Raw genomic sequence first — 16,482 nt, 5'->3', positions numbered from 1 at the left:
ATGAGCGGTGTCGTGGTTCAGTCGATCCAGCGGGCAGCGAGCGACGTGATCGACGGATTGGGCAGGGCCGGGGTCGCCACGGTGCATGAGGCGCAAGGGCGAAAGGGCCTGCTCGCCAGCCGTCTACGGCCGATCTATAGCGGCGCGCGGATTGCCGGGTCGGCCGTCACGATATCCGCGCCGCCGGGCGACAACTGGATGATCCATGTCGCCATCGAACAGCTGAAGGCAGGCGACATTCTCGTCCTCGCGCCGACCAGCCCCTGCGAGGACGGCTATTTCGGTGACCTGCTCGCGACTTCGGCCATGGCAAGGGGCTGCCGTGGTCTCGTCATCGATGCTGGTGTGCGCGACGTGCGTGACCTCACCGAAATGGGCTTTCCGGTCTGGTCGAAGGCGATTTATTCGCAGGGTACGGTGAAGAACACGATCGGCTCGGTGAATGTGCCCGTCGTGTGCGCCGGCGCTGCGATCAGTCCGGGGGACGTGATTGTTGCCGACGATGATGGGGTGTGCGTCGTTGCCCGCGAAGAGGCCGAACAGGTCCTTGTGCAGGCAAGGGCGCGCGAAGCCAGGGAAGAGGAAAAACGCGAGCGCCTCGCCGCTGGCGAACTCGGCCTCGACATCTATGACATGCGCCCCCGGCTGAAAGAGATGGGCCTCAAATATGTCTGATGGCGTTCGCTGCATGTGGATGCGCGGCGGCACGTCGAAGGGCGCCTTTTTCCTGAAGGAGGACCTGCCTGCCGATCCGGATGAGAGGAACGCCTTTCTTCTGCGCGTCATGGGTTCGCCCGACACGCGCCAGATCGACGGGATGGGCGGCGGCGACCCGCTGACCAGCAAAGTGGCCGTCGTCTCGAAGTCGTCCCGTCCCTGCGCCGATGTCGACTATCTGTTCCTGCAGGTCTTCGTCGATCAGGCGCTGGTGAGCGACCAGCAGAACTGCGGAAACATGCTCGCCGGCGTCGGCCCGTTCGCGATAGAGCGTGGGCTGGTCGCCGCGGGCGATGAGACCACGCCCGTGACCATCTTCATGGAGAATACGGGCCAGACCGCTGTTGCCGAGATAGAGACACCCGGCGGCAAGGTCCGCTACACCGGCAGGGCAGCGATTGACGGCGTGCCTGGCACGCATGCGCCCATTCCGCTCGAATTCCGCGATACAGCCGGGTCCAGCTGCGGCGCCTTACTGCCCACCGGCAATGAGGCCGACACGATTGAAGGCGTGGCCTGCACGCTGATCGACAATGGCATGCCTTGCATCGTGATGAAGGCTGGCGATGTCGGCGCGACGGGCTATGAGACGCGCGATGAGCTCGACGCCAACACCGCGTTGAAAAAGCGGATCGAGCAGATTCGTCTGACGGCAGGGCCGCTGATGAATCTTGGTGATGTGACGGAAAAGTCGGTGCCAAAGCTTATGCTCGTTGCCCCGCCCAAGCATGGCGGCGCGGTCAGCGTCCGCAGCTTCATTCCGCACCGCGCGCATGCCTCGATTGGTGTGCTGGGTGCTGTGACCGTCGCGACGGCCTGCCTGCTGCCCGGTTCGCCCGCCGCTGGCGTTGCGGACGTTCCCGGGGGTCGGCGCAAGACGCTGTCCATCGAGCATCCGACCGGTGAGATGAGCTGCATCCTCACGGTGGGAAAGTCAGGCGATGTCGAGGCGGCCGCGCTGTTGCGCACGGCGCGCAAGCTGATGGACGGAGACGTGTTCGCATGACCCGGATCAGGAGCTGGACGCTGTCGCCATCAAGACCGGCTTTCGTGCCTCCGCCCGGCGCTGTCGACGCGCATTGCCACGTCTTCGGACCCGAAGCCGATTTCCCGTTCAGCCCCAAGGCCAAGTACCATCCCGAGGATGCTGGCCCCGAAAAGCTTTTTGCGCTGCGCGATCATCTCGGCTTTGCCCGCAATGTCATTGTCCAGGCGAGCTGCCACGGCACCGACAACCGCGCGACGCTCAATGCCATTGCCAAATCGGACGGACGGGCGCGCGGCGTGGCTGTGGTTGATCCGGCGATCAGCGATGACGGCCTCGATGCGCTCCATGAGGGCGGGATCCGCGGCGTGCGGTTCAACTTCCTGAAACGGCTCGTCGACGATGCACCAAAGGACAGCTTCCTTGAGGTGGCCAAACGCATCGACCGGCTGGGCTGGCATGTCGTCATCTATTTCGAGGCCGACCTGCTGGACGACCTGACGCCTTTCATGGATGCGATCCCGACCGACATCGTCATCGACCATATGGGGCGCCCGGATGTCAGCCATGGGCCCGATGGCGCCGAAATGCAGGCCTTCCGAACCTTTCTGCGGGCCCGCCCCCATGTCTGGACCAAGGTCAGCTGCGCCGAGCGCCTGTCGAAGCAGGGCCCGCCCTTTGACGATTTTGTGGAGAGCGTTGCGCCCCTGGTGGAGGAATTCCAGGATCGCGTGCTGTGGGGCACGGACTGGCCGCATCCCAACATGCAGGATTCCATTCCCGACGATGGTGCGCTGGTTGACCTCATTCCACGCCTCGCGCCGGCGCCAGCGCTCCGCAAGAAGCTGCTCGTCGACAATCCGATGCGGCTTTACTGGCCGGATGAGCGGAAGGCCTAGCTATTCGGCGGCGGCCGGCATTGTCCGGCCGGGATGCTCGGGAAAGATGAGTTTCAGGCCGGTCGTCTCAGGCAGGCAGGTCTGCAGTTCTCCGCCATGCGACTCGGCGATCCGGTCGGCAATAGCAAGGCCCAGCCCGGCAGCACCGCCCGGCGCAATGTCTGCACGAACGCCCCTTGCTTTCAGCTTTTTCAGCGTCGCTGCGTCGAGGCCGCTGCCGCCATCGGACACGGTTATGCAGGCGCCAGGTCCGGCGATGACCGAGACATTCCCGCCCTCCGGCGTGGCCCGCAGGGCGTTCGTCACCAGGGTTCGAACGGCTGCGCCAACGGCTTCCTCCAGCCCCGGGAAAGAGGACGGATCGTGCGTCTCGAAGGAGAGTGATCGTCCGCTCCCGATGGCTGCGGGGGCCATGTCCTCCACGATACGTCGGCCAAGATCGACCGGATCGATCATCCGGCTGTCCTTTGCGATCTCTGTGACGTTGCTCCTGGCCAGGAGCAGCAGCTGGTCGATCATGTCGGAAAGCGCTGTCAGATATTCCTGCAGCCGCCTGGTGTCGTGCTCTGGAAGTTTGTCCAGCTCCAGCGCAAGCAGGGCGAGCGGGGTCTTCAGCTCATGCGCGGCATCGGCGGCAAAGGCTTCCTGGCGCTCGGCATGTCTCGAAAGCTGCAGGATGAGGTCGTTGACCGCCGTCACATAGGGCCGGAGTTCCGTCGGCAGGTTCTCGACCGGGGCCTGGTAGGCCTGCAGGGAGCCCGCCGCGAGACTGACCTGCCTTGCTGTCGCGCGAAGCTTGCGCTCAAGGTCGCGTACGACAAGGAAGGCGCCGATCCCGAAGAGGGTCAGAAACACACCCACAGGCAGCACCACATGGTCGAAGATCTCGTGCAGGGTCTGTGTCGTTGAGAGGTGGTGCCCGGTCAGCAGACCGTATTGCTGGGTCACAAGCAGGACGAGTACCGAGCCGCCGATCAGCCCGGAGATCGCCAACCCCGCCAACAGTCTCGATCGAATGGATTGCATCAGGTTCTTCCCGTCCCGAGATAATAGCCGACACCGCGCACAGTATGCAGCATGTCTTCGCCGCATGCATTGGCCAGCCGCTTGCGAAGGCGGGAGGCGACAGCTTCCAGCGCGTTGGGTGTGACGGCCTCCATCGATCCGTAAACGGCCGCTTCGAGCTGCTCGCGCGCCACGACCCGTCCGGGCCGGCGAAGCAGGGCTTCGATCATGTTGGCCTCCTTGGCGCCGAGAGAGACCGGTTCGCCGTCGACGAAGAGCTGGCGGTCGGCCGTGTGAAAGGTCAGCGCGCCGAGCGTCAGGACCGGATCCAGACGGTGACCCGGCCGCCGCGAAATGGCGCGCAGGCGGGCGGCGATTTCTTCGGCGTCAGCCGGTTTTACGAGGTAATCGTCCGCGCCATTGTCCAGTCCACGCACGCGGTCCTCGAGCGATCCGCGTGCCGTCAGCACAAGGACGGGCGCGCGCTCTCGCGGGAGAGTCGAAAGCCAGGTCAGACCATCGCCGTCCGGCAGGCCGAGATCGAGCAGGATTGCGTCGTATCCACCCGCATGAAGGCAGGCGCCGGCATCGTCCAGCGCGTGGCAGACATCGCTGTCTATGCCGCGCACCATAAGGCGTTCAGACAGCAGCATGGCCAGCTTCTTGTTGTCTTCGACTACCAGGACACGCATCGTGATCTGCCTGCTGCTCATTTGCCGGCCATTCCCGCCAGCAACCCATTGAGACTACGCGAACACGAGCAACCTGTCGTGTCCCGTGGTGCTGAACAGCAATCGGCATGCCACAGGCCGCGTCAGCGAGATGTCAGTTTTGCCCGATATATCAGGGTTCATGTGCCGCTAAGCTTAGCAAGCATCCATTCGACTTCGCCTTGCGAAGTCAGGCACCAAAGAGCGGCGAGGCCTGCCTTGTCGCGGAGGGCGGAGCGAGTGCCACACCCCACCCGGCACTTCGCTTCGTCCTCTCCCTTCTTTTCCAGAACCCGCCCGGCCAGCTCATGGCAGGGATGCCAGAAGCTCGGCCAGGAACCCGGCCATGAGGCTGTTGCGCTTGAGCCCGGCAACGTCCTCGTGAACGGCCAGCCAGAAGGAGCGACGCACTTCGATGTCTCCGGCGAGCACCGGGACGAGGTGAGGCTCACGGTCTGCCATGAAGACCGGGAGAATGCCGAGACCGGCCCCCGCCGCAACCATTTCAAGCTGGGCAACGATGCTCGGGCTGCACAGATGGGGGGTGAGGCCGGGCAGCAGCTCATCGAGATAGCGCAGCTGCGAGGAATAGATCAGGTCTTCGGTGTAGCCGATCAGCGTGTGCTGTTCGAGGTCGGTGCGCGAGTGAACCGGCGGCGTGGCGGCAAGATACTCGGCCGTGCCATAGAGACGCAGCGAATAGTCGGTGAGCCTGCGCACCCTGAGGCGTCCCGCGCTCGGCCGGGTCAGCAGGACCGACATGTCGGCCTGGCGTTTCGGGACGCTGACAAAACCGGACAGGGCGATCAGGTCGACGTCGATGTTCGGGTGAGCCCGCCGGAAGTCGGCGAGGGCCGGGGCGATGACGGCCGATCCGAGTCCCTCCGTAGCGCCGAGCCGGATGCGGCCCGCGGCTGTCTGTTCCCGTGTGCTTTCGGCCATGATGTCAAAGGAGAGCGACTCCATGGCCTCGACCCGGTCGGCGAGCTTTTCGCCTGCTGGCGTGAGGGCATGGCCGCGCCGCGTGCGTTCGAACAGCGTCAGGCCGAGTTCGGTTTCGAGCCGCTTGATCCGCCGGCTGACGGTGGTCGCATCGAGGTGCAGGTGCGCTGCGGCTTCGTCCAGCTTTGGCTGGCGGGCCACGTCGAGAAAGATCTTCAGGTCGTCCCAGTTCATGTCAGCTTTTAACCTGCAAAATTGCAGGTGTCAGCTGCAAACCTTTTAGTGTACCCGCATGGTCGCCGTCCTTACGATAGGACGAGACAACATATCAGGGAGCCTCAGCCATGCGCAGCGTGCATCACTTCATCTCCGGCAAGAGCGTTGAAAGCCAGTCGGGCCGCTTCGGTGACATCTATAATCCCAATACCGGCGAAGTGCAGGCCAGGGTGGGCCTGGCGACGGAAGGCGAAGTCGACAAGGCTGTTGAGGCGGCCAAGGCCGCGCTGCCGGAATGGTCGACGACCAACCCGCAGCGCCGCGCCCGCGTGCTCTTCAAGTTCAAGGATCTGCTTGAGCAGAACATCGACGAGCTGGCCGAGCTGCTCTCCTCCGAGCACGGCAAGGTGGTCGCCGATTCGAAGGGTGATGTGCAGCGCGGTATCGATGTGGTCGAGTTCGCTTGCGGCATCCCCCACCTGCAGAAGGGCGAGTATACCGAGGGCGCAGGCCCCGGCATTGACGTTTATTCGATGCGCCAGCCGCTGGGTGTCGTCGCCGGCATCACGCCATTCAACTTCCCCGCCATGATCCCGTGCTGGATGTTTGCTGTCGCGATTGCCTGCGGAAACACCTTCGTGCTGAAGCCGTCGGAGAAGGACCCGTCGGTGCCGGTGCGGCTCGCCGAGCTGTTCCTCGAGGCGGGCGCGCCGGAAGGCGTGCTGAATGTCGTGCACGGCGACAAGACCGCCGTCGATGCGATCCTGAAGCATCCGGAGATCAAGGCTGTCAGCTTTGTCGGTTCATCCGACATCGCACAGTATGTCTACGCCACCGGCACGGCGCACGGAAAGCGCGTGCAGGCCATGGGCGGGGCGAAGAACCACGGCATCATCATGCCGGACTGCAATATGGAGCAGGCCGTGAAGGATATTGTCGGCGCGGCCTATGGCTCGGCTGGCGAGCGCTGCATGGCGCTGCCCGTGGCTGTTACGGTCGGCAAGAAGACGGGCGACGAGTTCGTTGAGCGCATGCTGGACGCCGCAAAGGGCCTGAAGGTTGGTGTGTCGACCGATCCGGACGCCCAGTACGGCCCGGTCGTGTCGGCTGCGCATAAGGCCAAGGTCGAGGACTATATCCAGATGGGTGTCGATGAGGGCGCCGACCTCCTGCTCGATGGCCGAGGCCTGAAGATGCAGGGCGCCGAGAATGGCTATTTCATCGGGCCGAACCTGTTCGACAATGTGAAGCCGCACATGAAATCCTACAAGGAAGAGATCTTCGGCCCGGTGCTGCAGGTGGTGCGTGCCGAGACGCTGGAAGAGGCGGCGGCGCTCCCAAGCAATCACCAGTATGGCAATGGCGTTGCGATCTTCACTTCGAATGGCCGCGCCGCGCGCGAGTTTGCCGCGCAGGTCAACGTCGGCATGGTCGGCATCAATGTGCCGATCCCGGTGCCGGTCAGCTATCATACGTTCGGTGGCTGGAAGCGCTCAGCCTTTGGCGACACCAACCAGCATGGCCCCGAAGGCGTGCGCTTCTGGACCAAGATCAAGACCGTTACCCAGCGCTGGCCGGAAGGCGATATCGGCGACCAGGCTTTCATCATCCCGACGATGCAATAAGTCTGACGCGAAGTTTGGGTTTTTGAAGGGCAGGATCGATGACGCTTCTGACGGAAGAACAGACGATGATTTCCGACGTGGCGAAGAATTTCGCCATGAGCGAGCTGCGTCCCCACGCGGCAGAATGGGACAAGGCGGGGCATATGGATCGCGCCAAGCTGGTCGCGCTGGGCGAGCTTGGCTTTGGCGGGATCTACACTGGTGAGGAGCATGGCGGCTCCGGTCTCGGCCGGCTCGATGCAGCGCTGATCTTTGAGCAGCTCTCGCGCGGCGACATCAGCCATGCGGCCTTCCTGTCGATCCACAATATGGCGACATGGATGATCGACAGTTTCGGCCATGACCAGCTGCGCGCGAAATATGTCCCGCGGCTGACCGCCACAGACCTCATCGCCTCCTACTGCCTGACCGAGCCGGGCGCAGGCTCCGACGCGGCCAGCCTCAAGACGACGGCGAAGCTCGACGGCGACGAATACGTCCTCAATGGCGCGAAGGTCTTCATTTCGGGCGCGGGCTTTTCGGATATCTATGTCGTGATGGCGCGGACGGCCGATGGCGGCGCGAAGGGCGTCTCGACCTTCATTGTCGAAAAGGACGCGCCGGGCCTCTCCTTCGGCAAGCATGAAGACAAGATGGGCTGGCGCGCGCAGCCGACGGCCATGGTCAATTTCGATGATTGCCGTATCCCGGCGACGAACCGGGTTGGCGACGAGGGCAATGGCTTCAAGTTTGCCATGGCAGGCCTCGATGGCGGCCGGCTCAACATCGCCGCCTGCGCCCTTGGTGGCGCGCAGGACGCGCTCGACCGGGCCTTTGCCTATGTGCAGGAACGCAAGCAGTTTGGCCGCGCCATCATCGATTTCCAGGCGACACAGTTCAAGCTCGCCGACATGGAGACCGAACTCGCCGCGGCCCGTTCGCTGCTCTACGACGCGGCCCGCAAGGTCGACGCGAATGCGCCGGACAAGACCAAGTTCTGCGCCATGGCCAAGCGCTTTGTCACGGACACAGCATCCAAGGTCGCGAATGACGCGCTGCAGCTGCATGGGGGCTATGGCTATCTCGGCGACTATGAAGTCGAGCGGATCGTGCGCGACCTTCGCGTTCACCAGATCCTGGAAGGCACCAATGAAATCATGCGCGTCATCGTCGCGCGTGAAATGATGAAGGGGCAGGTATGAGCGAACCGACAGTCATCGCACGCAAGCAGGGCAGGGCCGGGCGGATCACGCTGAACCGGCCGAAGGCGCTGCACTCGCTGAATTCCGACATGGTCAAGCGCATGACGGATGCGCTCGTGAAATGGGAAGTCGATGAGAGTGTCGAGCTGATTGTCGTCGATCATGCCGAGGGCACGCGCGGCTTCTGCGCGGGCGGCGATGTTCGCATGCTGGCCGAATCCGGGGCCAAGGACGGCAAGGAAGCGCGTGAATTCTTCGCGGCCGAGTACCGTCTCAACACGCTGATCAAGGAATATCCTAAGCCTTATGTCGCGATCATCGACGGCGTGACCATGGGCGGGGGTGTCGGCATCTCGGTGCATGGCGACTATCGCGTCGCGACGCCGAACACGCTGTTCGCCATGCCTGAATCGGGCATTGGCCTGTTCCCGGATGTCGGCGGCGGCTGGTTCCTGCCGCGCCTGCCGGGTGAGCTGGGCATGTGGCTGGCACTGACCGGTGAGCGGCTGAAGGGCGAGGACGTGCTGGCGGTCGGTGTGGCGACACATTTTGCTGAAGAGACGGACGGACTGGCCGACGCGCTGTGCGAAGCCGGCATCTCCGCGCTCGATGGCCTGAAGACCGAGGCTGGGGCGAGTTTCACCGATCACATCCCCGAGATCGATGCCTGCTTTGCCAAGCAGAGTGTCGAGGAGATCGTGAGCTGCCTCCAAGCCGGCAGCGACTGGGCGCAAGGGCAGGCGGCCGGCCTGAAAAAGAAGTCACCGCTCACGCTCAAGATCGCCCACCGCCAGCTCCACGAAGGCGGCCAGTGCAAGGACTTCCGCGAGAACATGCGCATGGAGTACCGCATCGCTTCGCGGCTCGTCCTCACCAAGAGCTTCCATGAAGGCGTGCGCGCGGTGCTGATCGACAAGGACGACAAACCGGACTGGACCCCGGGCAGCCTTGAAGAGGTGCGTCCGGTCATCCTGAACACCTTCTTTGAGACGCTAGGCGAAGACGAACTCAAATTCATCGGAGAGAAATGATGAGCAAGCTGGCTTTCATCGGGCTCGGGAATATGGGCTCCGGCATGTGCGCAAACCTCGCCAAGGGCGGCTATGAGGTGGCGGCGTTCGACCTGAATGACGACGCGGTGAAGCAGGCCGTCAGTGGCGGCGCGACGGCTGCGGCCTCGGTCGCCGATGCCGTGTCCGACGTCGATGTCGTGGTGACCATGCTGCCAGCGGGCAAGCATGTTCACCAGGTCTATTTCGGCGCCGACGGCGTTGCCGCAAATGCGAAGCCGGGGACGCTGTTTCTCGACTGCTCGACCATCGCTGTGGAGGAAGCCCGTGAGGCTGCGAAGAAGGCTGAGGCGGCCGACTTTATCTATCTCGATGCGCCAGTCTCCGGCGGCGTCGCGGCGGCTGAAGGCGGGACGCTGACCTTCATGGTGGGCGGACCGGACGAGGGTTATGAACGCGCCAAACCCGTGCTGGAGAAGATGGCGAAGAATGTCTTTCATGCCGGCGGGGCGGGTAATGGCCAGGTTGCCAAGATCGCGAACAACATGCTGCTCGGCATCTCCATGATCGGCACCTGCGAGGCCTTCAACCTGGCCGAAAAACTGGGCCTCGACGCGCAGACCTTCTTCGATATTTCCTCCACGGCCTCTGGCCAGTGCTGGTCGATGACGAGCTATTGTCCGGCTCCGGGGCCGGTGCCGGCCGCGCCGTCGAACCGCGACTACAAGCCTGGTTTTGCCGTGGCCATGATGCTGAAGGACCTCAAGCTGGCGCTGGCGTCGGCGGAAGGGGCGGGGGCCTCGACCCCGCTTGGCCATCATGCCGGGGAAATCTATGCAAAGCTCGATGAGGACGGCCATGCCGGTCTCGACTTCTCGGGCGTCATGAAGCGGATCAGGGGCGAGATCTGATCCAGAGTCGCGGGGCAGGGCTTGTCGGCAACCGGACGCCAATGAGCTCGCCCGGCATGGTTAAAGTACGCGGCGTGTTTATTAACCCACTGAAAAGCATACGTTTTAATACATAATACATGATAGCGCCCTACCGCTGCTAGGCATGTATCAAATCCTCTCATGTGTAACGGGCGAGCATGGCCTGCTTTATGTGCTGGCGGCCGTTCTTGTTCTGGCAACCGGCTCAGTCTGCTCGGTCATCGTTTATCAGCGCGGCGTTCTCGCAGAGACGCGCATGCGCCAGCGCGTCTGGGCCGGTCTGTCCGGGGCGGTTACCGCCATTGGAATCTGGGCAACCCACTTCGTTGCCATGCTGGGGTACCGGCCAGGGTTTGCCGTCCAGTTCGACGGTCTGACGACGCTTCTCTCGGCCGGGATCGCCCTTTCGGGTTTCCTCGCCACGAGCCAGATCCTGATTGGCGCGATGACGCCGCTTCGCCGCGCGACCTGCGCATTGCTGGCGACGATCACCGTCACCACGATGCACTATTATGGCGTTGGCGCCCTGAAGGCGTCAGCGCTCATCGAGTTCGACACCGGCTATGTGATCACCTCGTTTGTCGCCGCACTGGCGCTGTTTTCCGCGACCTATTTCAGTCTCAGCACCGAAAGCAAGGCGCGCAACGTGGCCGCGCTCGGGACATCGATGGCGGCGGTCGCATCGCTCCACTTCATCGGCATGACCGCGATGACGGTCGTTCCGCTCGACGGATTTGCGCAGGCAGGCTGGGAGATTGCGCCTGCAACGCTCGGCAGCTGGGTCGTCCTCGGTGTCGCCGCCGCGATTGTCGCCGCTTCGGTCGCAGCCGGCTGGGATACCGTCCTTTCCAGCTTCCGCTTTCGCCAACAGCGCACGATGTCCCTGCTGGTTAACGCCGCATCGGAAGCCATCCTTGTTGTCCGCGATGATGGCGTCGTCGTGGAGGTCAATGAAGCAGCTGTCGCCCTTTTTGGCACGCCGCGGGACGCCCTGATTGGCGCACAGGCCACAAACCTGATCGGTCTCGACCCCCTGAGGACAGGGCCGGATACGGTCTGCGAATATGAAATCCAGTGTGCCGGCGAGGCAATCCCCGTCGACCTCAGCGTGCGCGATCTGGAAGACAGCGGTCGCGGCCTTGTCGCCGTCAGTCTCTACGACCTGCGCGACCGTATCCGAAACGAAGCCCACATCCGCGAGCTGGCCTATCTCGATCAGCTGACCCAGCTGCCCAATCGCGCCGCCTTCCAGAAAGCGCTCGACGAGCGGACCTCGCAGAACGCGCCGGCCATCCGGGACTTCAGCGTGTTCCTGGTCGACCTCGACGAGTTCAAGGACGTGAATGACCAGTTCGGCCACGAGGCCGGTGATGCGGTGCTCAAGGAATCGGCCCAGCGGCTGCGGATCACCTTCGGAAAGGATGCCATTGTCTCGCGCCTCGGCGGCGACGAGTTTGCGGTCATCTACCCGGATGGCAAGGATGAGAAGGCGCTCGTTGCGCTCGGCGAGGCATGTGTCCAGAGCCTGTCGCGCCCGATACGCTATAGTGCGGTCACAATTCGCTCAGGGGCCAGCGTCGGGATTGCCTCGGGCCTGATGTGGGAAGATCCCGCTGCCTTGCTCAAGGCGGCCGACCGGGCCCTTTACGTCGCCAAGCATGGCGGGCGCCGGACAGCGCGCTTCTATGACGGCGAGTTGCACGCGCAGGCCGAGACAAAGCGCAAACTGGAAGCGGACCTCGAGCGGGCGGTACGCGAAGAGGAGTTCGTCCTCCATTACCAGTCCAAGGTGTGTTCCAGGACGTCGAGGATACTTGGATATGAGGCGCTTATTCGGTGGAACAGGCCGGGCCACGGCCTGGTCATGCCGGGTGCGTTCATCGAAGTCGCCGAGCAGAGCCTGATCATTCAGGACATTGGCCGCTGGTCGATCTACACGGCTTGTGAGGCGGCCGCGCGCTGGAAGGAGAAGGTCAGCGTGTCGGTGAACCTGTCGGCCCGCCAGTTCCTCGATCCGAAGCTGTATGCCACTGTCCGTGACGCGCTTCGCAAGAGCGGGCTGGACGCCAGCCGGCTGGAGCTCGAGATTACCGAGACCTGTCTGATCCAGAACACGATTGTCGCGGCCCGCATCCTCGAGCGACTCAAGAAGCTTGGCGTACAGATCGCCCTTGATGATTTCGGTACCGGCTATTCATCGATGCGCTTTGTCCAGCAATTCCCCTTCGACCGGATCAAGATCGACAAGTCGTTCGTCCTGTCCATGGAGAGTGACAAGAAGGCCCAGGCGATTGTGGACGCCATCCTGCATCTTGGTTCGAGCCTGTCCATTCCCGTGGTGGCAGAAGGGGTAGAGACCGAATCGCAGGCGAAGAGGCTGATCGAGGCCCATTGCAGCGAGCTCCAGGGCTTCCTGCTCAGCCGTCCAGCCCCGCTGGACGTGGACGGCATGGTCATTTCGAAGCTTGCCAACGCCTCGTGAAAATTAGCTTTCTGTAACAAACAGGACGGCTTCGGCCAAAAAAGCCTGAGAAGTCAAAGCGTCCCAGCGCCCGGCTGGTGGCGGTCCCTCGGGGCTTAGCACTCTGTTAAGCCTCCGCGCGCAATTTCCCGGTAATCGTTAACCGTACTGGGGCTATTGTTAAGAGGGTCCGGCATGTTGAAGAAACAGGTGCGCTGGGGCGCGGAACTTGGCTACACGAAACCGGTCAAGCCACTCGATCCGAAGGTTGAGCAGAACCAGCACGGGCTGAAAGGCTCGCTCAAGGATGGCGAACTGGGCTTTTCGCGCATGGTCACCCGTCGGGTGGCCCGCAAGGATGCCCAGGACGGGATCCCGACGTCTGAATCGATCACTGAGGACCAGTGGAGCGAGCGCGAACAGCAGATCGCCGAAAAGGCCGAGCGCGTGCGCCGCGGCCTGAAGACCTGGATGAGTGCCACGTCGGCCTCTGTGCGCAACTTCATTTCCGACTGCACGCCGGGCGCGATCTATCCCGAGCAGCTCAAGGAAGCGATCAAGGCGGAAGAGAGCGAATACCGTCACTACGAATTCGACGATTCGACCGACGCCAAGGCGCATCACGAAGCCACGGTGGTTGAGCTGGAAAGCTTCAAGCAACGCTTCGGCGACCAGCTCCAGAAACGCACGCCCGACATCAAGAAGAATGTCGAACAGGCCATCGCGATCCTGATCTTCATCATGATCGTCGAAGGCTGTTTCAACGCGCTGCTGTTCAAGGATGCGCAGTCGTCCGGCCTGCTGGGCGGCATGATGGTCGCCTTCGGTATTTCCGCTGTAAACGTCCTCTTCGGCGTGGTTGGCGGCTTTGTCGGCCTCAGGAACCTCAACCATCCAGAGACCTATATGAAGGTGCTCGGCGGGATCGTTGCAGGCGTGTGCGTCGCGTGCGGCCTGTTCGTGAACTTCTTCGTGGCCCACTTCCGCGATGCCGTGGAGGTCGCCCTGCATGATGCGCTGGCTGAAGGTTCGCTCGCCGGTTTCTCCATGTTCGCGATTTCGCCTTCAGCGGTGATCGCCGACATGTTCCCGAACATTTTCGGCCTCGACAGCCTTGTTGCGATTGGCCTCCTGCTGATCGGCCTCACCGTCTTCGCGATTGCGCTCTATGAGGGCTATGACCGCATCTCCGACCGCTTCCCGGGTTATGGCCGGGTCTGGCGCAAGGAGCGCGCGGCTTATGAGAAGCGCCAGCAGGTGCGCAATGGCGTGCGCGACGACCTGTCGGATTTCTTCACCCGCTCACGCATCTGGTTCGAGACCCAGCAGCAGCGCCACCTTGCCGCCAAGCGCGAGATCGAGAAGGCGATGAACCTGCTTGAGACGCGCCGCGACATTGCCGTCGAGATCGCCGCACGGGCCGGGGACCAGGAGCGCTCGCTCAAGGTTGCCTACCGCCAGGCCCATCGCCGCGCGCGTAATGCCTGCCGGGACAAGCTGGGCGAACAGGCCGCTGTGCCCGCCTATTTCGACGAGATCGTCACGCCGAACATCCCGCCGCTCGACACCCAGAAAGAGCGCGAGCAGGCCAATGCGGCGATCAAGGCGATCGAGAACAACATCCAGGCGTTGAACATCGTGCGCGAGTGGATGGAAAGCCATATCCAGCAGGTCCAGAAGGGCCTCTCCTCCATCGAGGAGCGCGTGGGCGGACACATCCAGGCGATGCGCGACAAGCAGCATCACCAGCGTCAGGAACACCAGGCGAAAAGCGCCTGATAGCAAGCCGTCAGACGGGAAGGAGTCTCAGTCATGGCTAGGTCGAGAGAAAAGGGCCCCTGGTTCTGGCGGGGCATGATCGGGGCGATGCTGGCCAGCGTGTTTGGCCTGTTTGCCCTCGCCGCCTTCAGCGCGAGCCCGGCAACAACGCCGGAAACCGGTTGCCGCATGGACCGCAAGGACCCGGCGCACACGGTGGTCATGATCGACCAGTCGGACCCGTTCAATCCGAACGATTTGGGATGGGTCGCAGAATTCATCGACAGCGAGGCGCGCACCCTGCCGCGTTTTGGCCGGCTGACCGTCGTCACGCCGAATTCGGCCGATCCATATGACGCGAAGATCGTCTACAGCCACTGCTCGCCGGGCTCGGCCGAACATGCCAACCCTTTCCTGCAGAACCCCCGCATGATCGAGGACACCTGGCGCGAGACCTTCTATGAGCCGCTTTCTGAAGAGATCGAGAAGGCGCTTATGGACAAGCGCCAGCCGAGCTCACCGCTGTTCGAGGCGGTCTATTCCATTGCCGACCGGGCTGATTTCCGGGCCTCGCGCGGGGATCGCCGCATCATCCTCATCTCGGACCTGATGCAGCATTCCGGCGAGTTCTCCTTCTACAAGACCGGGACCGACAAGGACGCCTTCTCGAAGACCCGCCTTGCCGACCAGGTGCCGGAAATGGACGGTGTCGAGATCGTCGCCCGCGTTGTCCCGCGCCAGGAATACGACCTGCCGATGAGCGACGTGAAAGCCTTCTGGCGCGACTATTTCGAGAAGACCGGGGCTGAGTTCACCTCGGTGAACTGATGAAAAAAACACCCTCATCCTGAGCGAAGTCGAAGGACGAGGGTGTCTGGTTTTCATCGGGGAGCCTTGTGGTTCGACATCGCTCACCATGAGGCTTTCCTTGCCGGCCTAGATCTCCAGCACGATTTTCCCGAAATGCTTCTGAGCGGCCTGGTGACCGAAGGCCTCGGCGATCTTGTCGAGCGGGAAGCTGTCGGAGATCACCGGCTTGATGCCGTTCGCCTCGATGGCGGCGATCATGTCTTCCTGGTGGGCGCGTGAGCCGACGGTGATGCCGGACATGGTAAGGTTCTTGGAAAAGAACGCCGCCGTCGGCACTTCGCCTGAGACACCCGTCAGCACGCCGATGAGCGAGATATGCCCGCCGACACGAGCGGCTGCGATGGATTGCGCCATGGTGGCCGGGCCGCCAATCTCGACGACCTCATCAACGCCGCGACCGCCGGTCAGCTCGAAGGCCTTTTTGCCCCATTCGGGCGTTTCCTTGTAATTGATCAGGTGATCGGCGCCGAGCGCCTTCAGCTTGTCGAGCTTCTCTTGCGAGGAGGATGTCGCGATGACGCGCGCGCCCGCCGCCTTGGCAAATTGCAGCGCGAAGATCGAGACCCCGCCCGTGCCCTGCGTGAGCACCCAGTCGCCGGGCTTGACCTTGTTCTCGACGAACATGCCGCGCCAGGCGGTCAGGGCGGCGCAGGTCAGCGTTGCGGCCTCGGCATAGGAATAGCCGTCGGGCATGCGCGTGAACGCTTCCTGCGAGGCGGCGACGAGTTCAGCGCCGAAGCCGTCATCGCCATCGCCCGGCACGCTGGCAAATCCGGCGGCGCCAATCGGGCCGGAATGCCAGTTCGGGAAGAAGGTCGAGAGGACCTTGTCGCCCTCCTTGAAGCGGGTGACGCCCTCGCCGACGGCGACAACATCGCCTGCGCCATCCGACATCGGGATACGGCCGTCCGGGGTCGGGATGCCGCCCATGACGACGACAAAGTCATGATAGTTGAGCGAACTGGCGCGCACCCGGACAAGGATCTCGCCCGGGCCGGGCTTCGGATCGGGACGCTCCTCGATCTTCAGGTTCTCCAGGCCGCCCGGTTTCTTGACTGCTGCAACTTTCATGATCGTATCTCCCTTGAAGGTGTTTGAATCACACCAAGCATCGCTGCCGCTGCGACAGCCAAGAAGGAACTCGTCCGGCTGGCGCAAAAGAAAAGGGCGG

At 63.1% G+C, this 16,482-nt stretch carries 14 protein-coding genes; 10 read left to right on the top strand and 4 right to left on the bottom strand.

Annotated elements, in window-relative coordinates; all coding sequences use genetic code 11:
* The 3 genes from D1223_RS13365 to D1223_RS13355 are packed head-to-tail and all read left to right on the top strand — an operon-like array spanning position 1 to position 2,601.
* On the top strand, positions 1-675 hold the full coding sequence (locus D1223_RS13365; RefSeq protein WP_119376912.1) for a 4-carboxy-4-hydroxy-2-oxoadipate aldolase/oxaloacetate decarboxylase: 675 nt from the start codon (positions 1-3) through the stop codon (positions 673-675).
* Positions 668-1,723: a 4-oxalomesaconate tautomerase gene (locus D1223_RS13360; protein ID WP_119376911.1), complete on the top strand. Its 1,056-nt coding sequence runs from the start codon at positions 668-670 to the stop codon at positions 1,721-1,723. Before D1223_RS13365 ends, D1223_RS13360 begins: the two co-directional genes overlap by 8 nt.
* Positions 1,720-2,601 (top strand): amidohydrolase family protein, encoded by an 882-nt coding sequence (locus tag D1223_RS13355; protein ID WP_119376910.1) that lies wholly within the window; start codon positions 1,720-1,722, stop codon positions 2,599-2,601. The genes D1223_RS13360 and D1223_RS13355 overlap by 4 nt, the downstream gene beginning before the upstream one ends.
* Here the strand turns inward: D1223_RS13355 and D1223_RS13350 are convergent, their stop codons facing one another.
* The 3 genes from D1223_RS13350 to D1223_RS13340 form a co-directional block, all read right to left on the bottom strand.
* Positions 2,602-3,627, bottom strand: coding sequence for a sensor histidine kinase (locus D1223_RS13350; RefSeq protein ID WP_158588486.1), 1,026 nt, complete (start codon positions 3,625-3,627; stop codon positions 2,602-2,604).
* Positions 3,627-4,319: a response regulator transcription factor gene (locus D1223_RS13345; protein ID WP_233350123.1), complete on the bottom strand. Its 693-nt coding sequence runs from the start codon at positions 4,317-4,319 to the stop codon at positions 3,627-3,629. The genes D1223_RS13350 and D1223_RS13345 overlap by 1 nt, the downstream gene beginning before the upstream one ends.
* Before the next feature lie 303 nt (positions 4,320-4,622).
* Complete coding sequence (locus D1223_RS13340; protein WP_119376907.1) at positions 4,623-5,492, bottom strand: LysR family transcriptional regulator; 870 nt, start codon at positions 5,490-5,492, stop codon at positions 4,623-4,625.
* 110 nt (positions 5,493-5,602) lie between these two features.
* Here D1223_RS13340 and D1223_RS13335 point away from each other — a divergent pair, with 110 nt between their 5' ends.
* From D1223_RS13335 to D1223_RS13305, 7 genes are all read left to right on the top strand, one after another.
* Complete coding sequence (locus tag D1223_RS13335) at positions 5,603-7,099, top strand: CoA-acylating methylmalonate-semialdehyde dehydrogenase (RefSeq protein WP_119376906.1); 1,497 nt, start codon at positions 5,603-5,605, stop codon at positions 7,097-7,099.
* Positions 7,100-7,137: 38 nt separating this feature from the next.
* Positions 7,138-8,280 (top strand): acyl-CoA dehydrogenase family protein, encoded by a 1,143-nt coding sequence (locus D1223_RS13330; RefSeq protein WP_119376905.1) that lies wholly within the window; start codon positions 7,138-7,140, stop codon positions 8,278-8,280.
* Positions 8,277-9,311 carry an enoyl-CoA hydratase/isomerase family protein gene (locus D1223_RS13325; protein ID WP_119376904.1) on the top strand — a complete coding sequence of 345 codons (1,035 nt, stop codon included), beginning with the start codon at positions 8,277-8,279 and terminating at the stop codon, positions 9,309-9,311. The genes D1223_RS13330 and D1223_RS13325 overlap by 4 nt, the downstream gene beginning before the upstream one ends.
* The gene (gene mmsB, locus D1223_RS13320; RefSeq protein ID WP_119376903.1) at positions 9,311-10,201 is read left to right on the top strand and encodes a 3-hydroxyisobutyrate dehydrogenase; all 891 of its coding nucleotides are present in this window, start codon (positions 9,311-9,313) and stop codon (positions 10,199-10,201) included. The genes D1223_RS13325 and mmsB overlap by 1 nt, the downstream gene beginning before the upstream one ends.
* Before the next feature lie 145 nt (positions 10,202-10,346).
* Positions 10,347-12,704, top strand: coding sequence for an EAL domain-containing protein (locus D1223_RS13315; RefSeq protein ID WP_119376902.1), 2,358 nt, complete (start codon positions 10,347-10,349; stop codon positions 12,702-12,704).
* A 174-nt stretch (positions 12,705-12,878) separates the two neighbouring features.
* A complete protein-coding gene (locus D1223_RS13310) occupies positions 12,879-14,462 on the top strand; it encodes an MFS transporter (RefSeq protein ID WP_119376901.1) in 1,584 nt (527 codons plus the stop codon).
* 33 nt (positions 14,463-14,495) lie between these two features.
* Positions 14,496-15,269, top strand: a complete 774-nt coding sequence (locus tag D1223_RS13305; RefSeq protein WP_147372819.1) for a hypothetical protein — start codon at positions 14,496-14,498, stop codon at positions 15,267-15,269.
* 108 nt (positions 15,270-15,377) lie between these two features.
* On the opposite strand, the gene D1223_RS13300 is transcribed toward D1223_RS13305, so the two are convergent.
* On the bottom strand, positions 15,378-16,382 hold the full coding sequence (locus D1223_RS13300; protein ID WP_119377145.1) for a zinc-dependent alcohol dehydrogenase family protein: 1,005 nt from the start codon (positions 16,380-16,382) through the stop codon (positions 15,378-15,380).
* Between the last annotated feature and the right edge of the window lie 100 nt (positions 16,383-16,482).

It is taken from the genome of Henriciella mobilis, from assembly GCF_003576285.1.
Lineage (GTDB): Bacteria > Pseudomonadota > Alphaproteobacteria > Caulobacterales > Hyphomonadaceae > Henriciella > Henriciella mobilis.
This window is presented reverse-complemented; position numbering and strand designations above follow the sequence as displayed.

Bases quoted from the DNA above. Each gene is read 5' to 3' on its own strand.
- D1223_RS13365 (WP_119376912.1), top strand. From the start codon at position 1: ATGAGCGGTGTCGTGGTTCAGTCGATCCAGCGGGCAGCGAGCGACGTG.
- D1223_RS13360 (WP_119376911.1), top strand. From the start codon at position 668: ATGTCTGATGGCGTTCGCTGCATGTGGATGCGCGGCGGCACGTCGAAG.
- D1223_RS13355 (WP_119376910.1), top strand. From the start codon at position 1,720: ATGACCCGGATCAGGAGCTGGACGCTGTCGCCATCAAGACCGGCTTTC.
- D1223_RS13350 (WP_158588486.1), bottom strand. From the start codon at position 3,627: ATGCAATCCATTCGATCGAGACTGTTGGCGGGGTTGGCGATCTCCGGG.
- D1223_RS13345 (WP_233350123.1), bottom strand. From the start codon at position 4,319: ATGAGCAGCAGGCAGATCACGATGCGTGTCCTGGTAGTCGAAGACAAC.
- D1223_RS13340 (WP_119376907.1), bottom strand. From the start codon at position 5,492: ATGAACTGGGACGACCTGAAGATCTTTCTCGACGTGGCCCGCCAGCCA.
- D1223_RS13335 (WP_119376906.1), top strand. From the start codon at position 5,603: ATGCGCAGCGTGCATCACTTCATCTCCGGCAAGAGCGTTGAAAGCCAG.
- D1223_RS13330 (WP_119376905.1), top strand. From the start codon at position 7,138: ATGACGCTTCTGACGGAAGAACAGACGATGATTTCCGACGTGGCGAAG.
- D1223_RS13325 (WP_119376904.1), top strand. From the start codon at position 8,277: ATGAGCGAACCGACAGTCATCGCACGCAAGCAGGGCAGGGCCGGGCGG.
- mmsB (WP_119376903.1), top strand. From the start codon at position 9,311: ATGAGCAAGCTGGCTTTCATCGGGCTCGGGAATATGGGCTCCGGCATG.
- D1223_RS13315 (WP_119376902.1), top strand. From the start codon at position 10,347: ATGTATCAAATCCTCTCATGTGTAACGGGCGAGCATGGCCTGCTTTAT.
- D1223_RS13310 (WP_119376901.1), top strand. From the start codon at position 12,879: ATGTTGAAGAAACAGGTGCGCTGGGGCGCGGAACTTGGCTACACGAAA.
- D1223_RS13305 (WP_147372819.1), top strand. From the start codon at position 14,496: ATGGCTAGGTCGAGAGAAAAGGGCCCCTGGTTCTGGCGGGGCATGATC.
- D1223_RS13300 (WP_119377145.1), bottom strand. From the start codon at position 16,382: ATGAAAGTTGCAGCAGTCAAGAAACCGGGCGGCCTGGAGAACCTGAAG.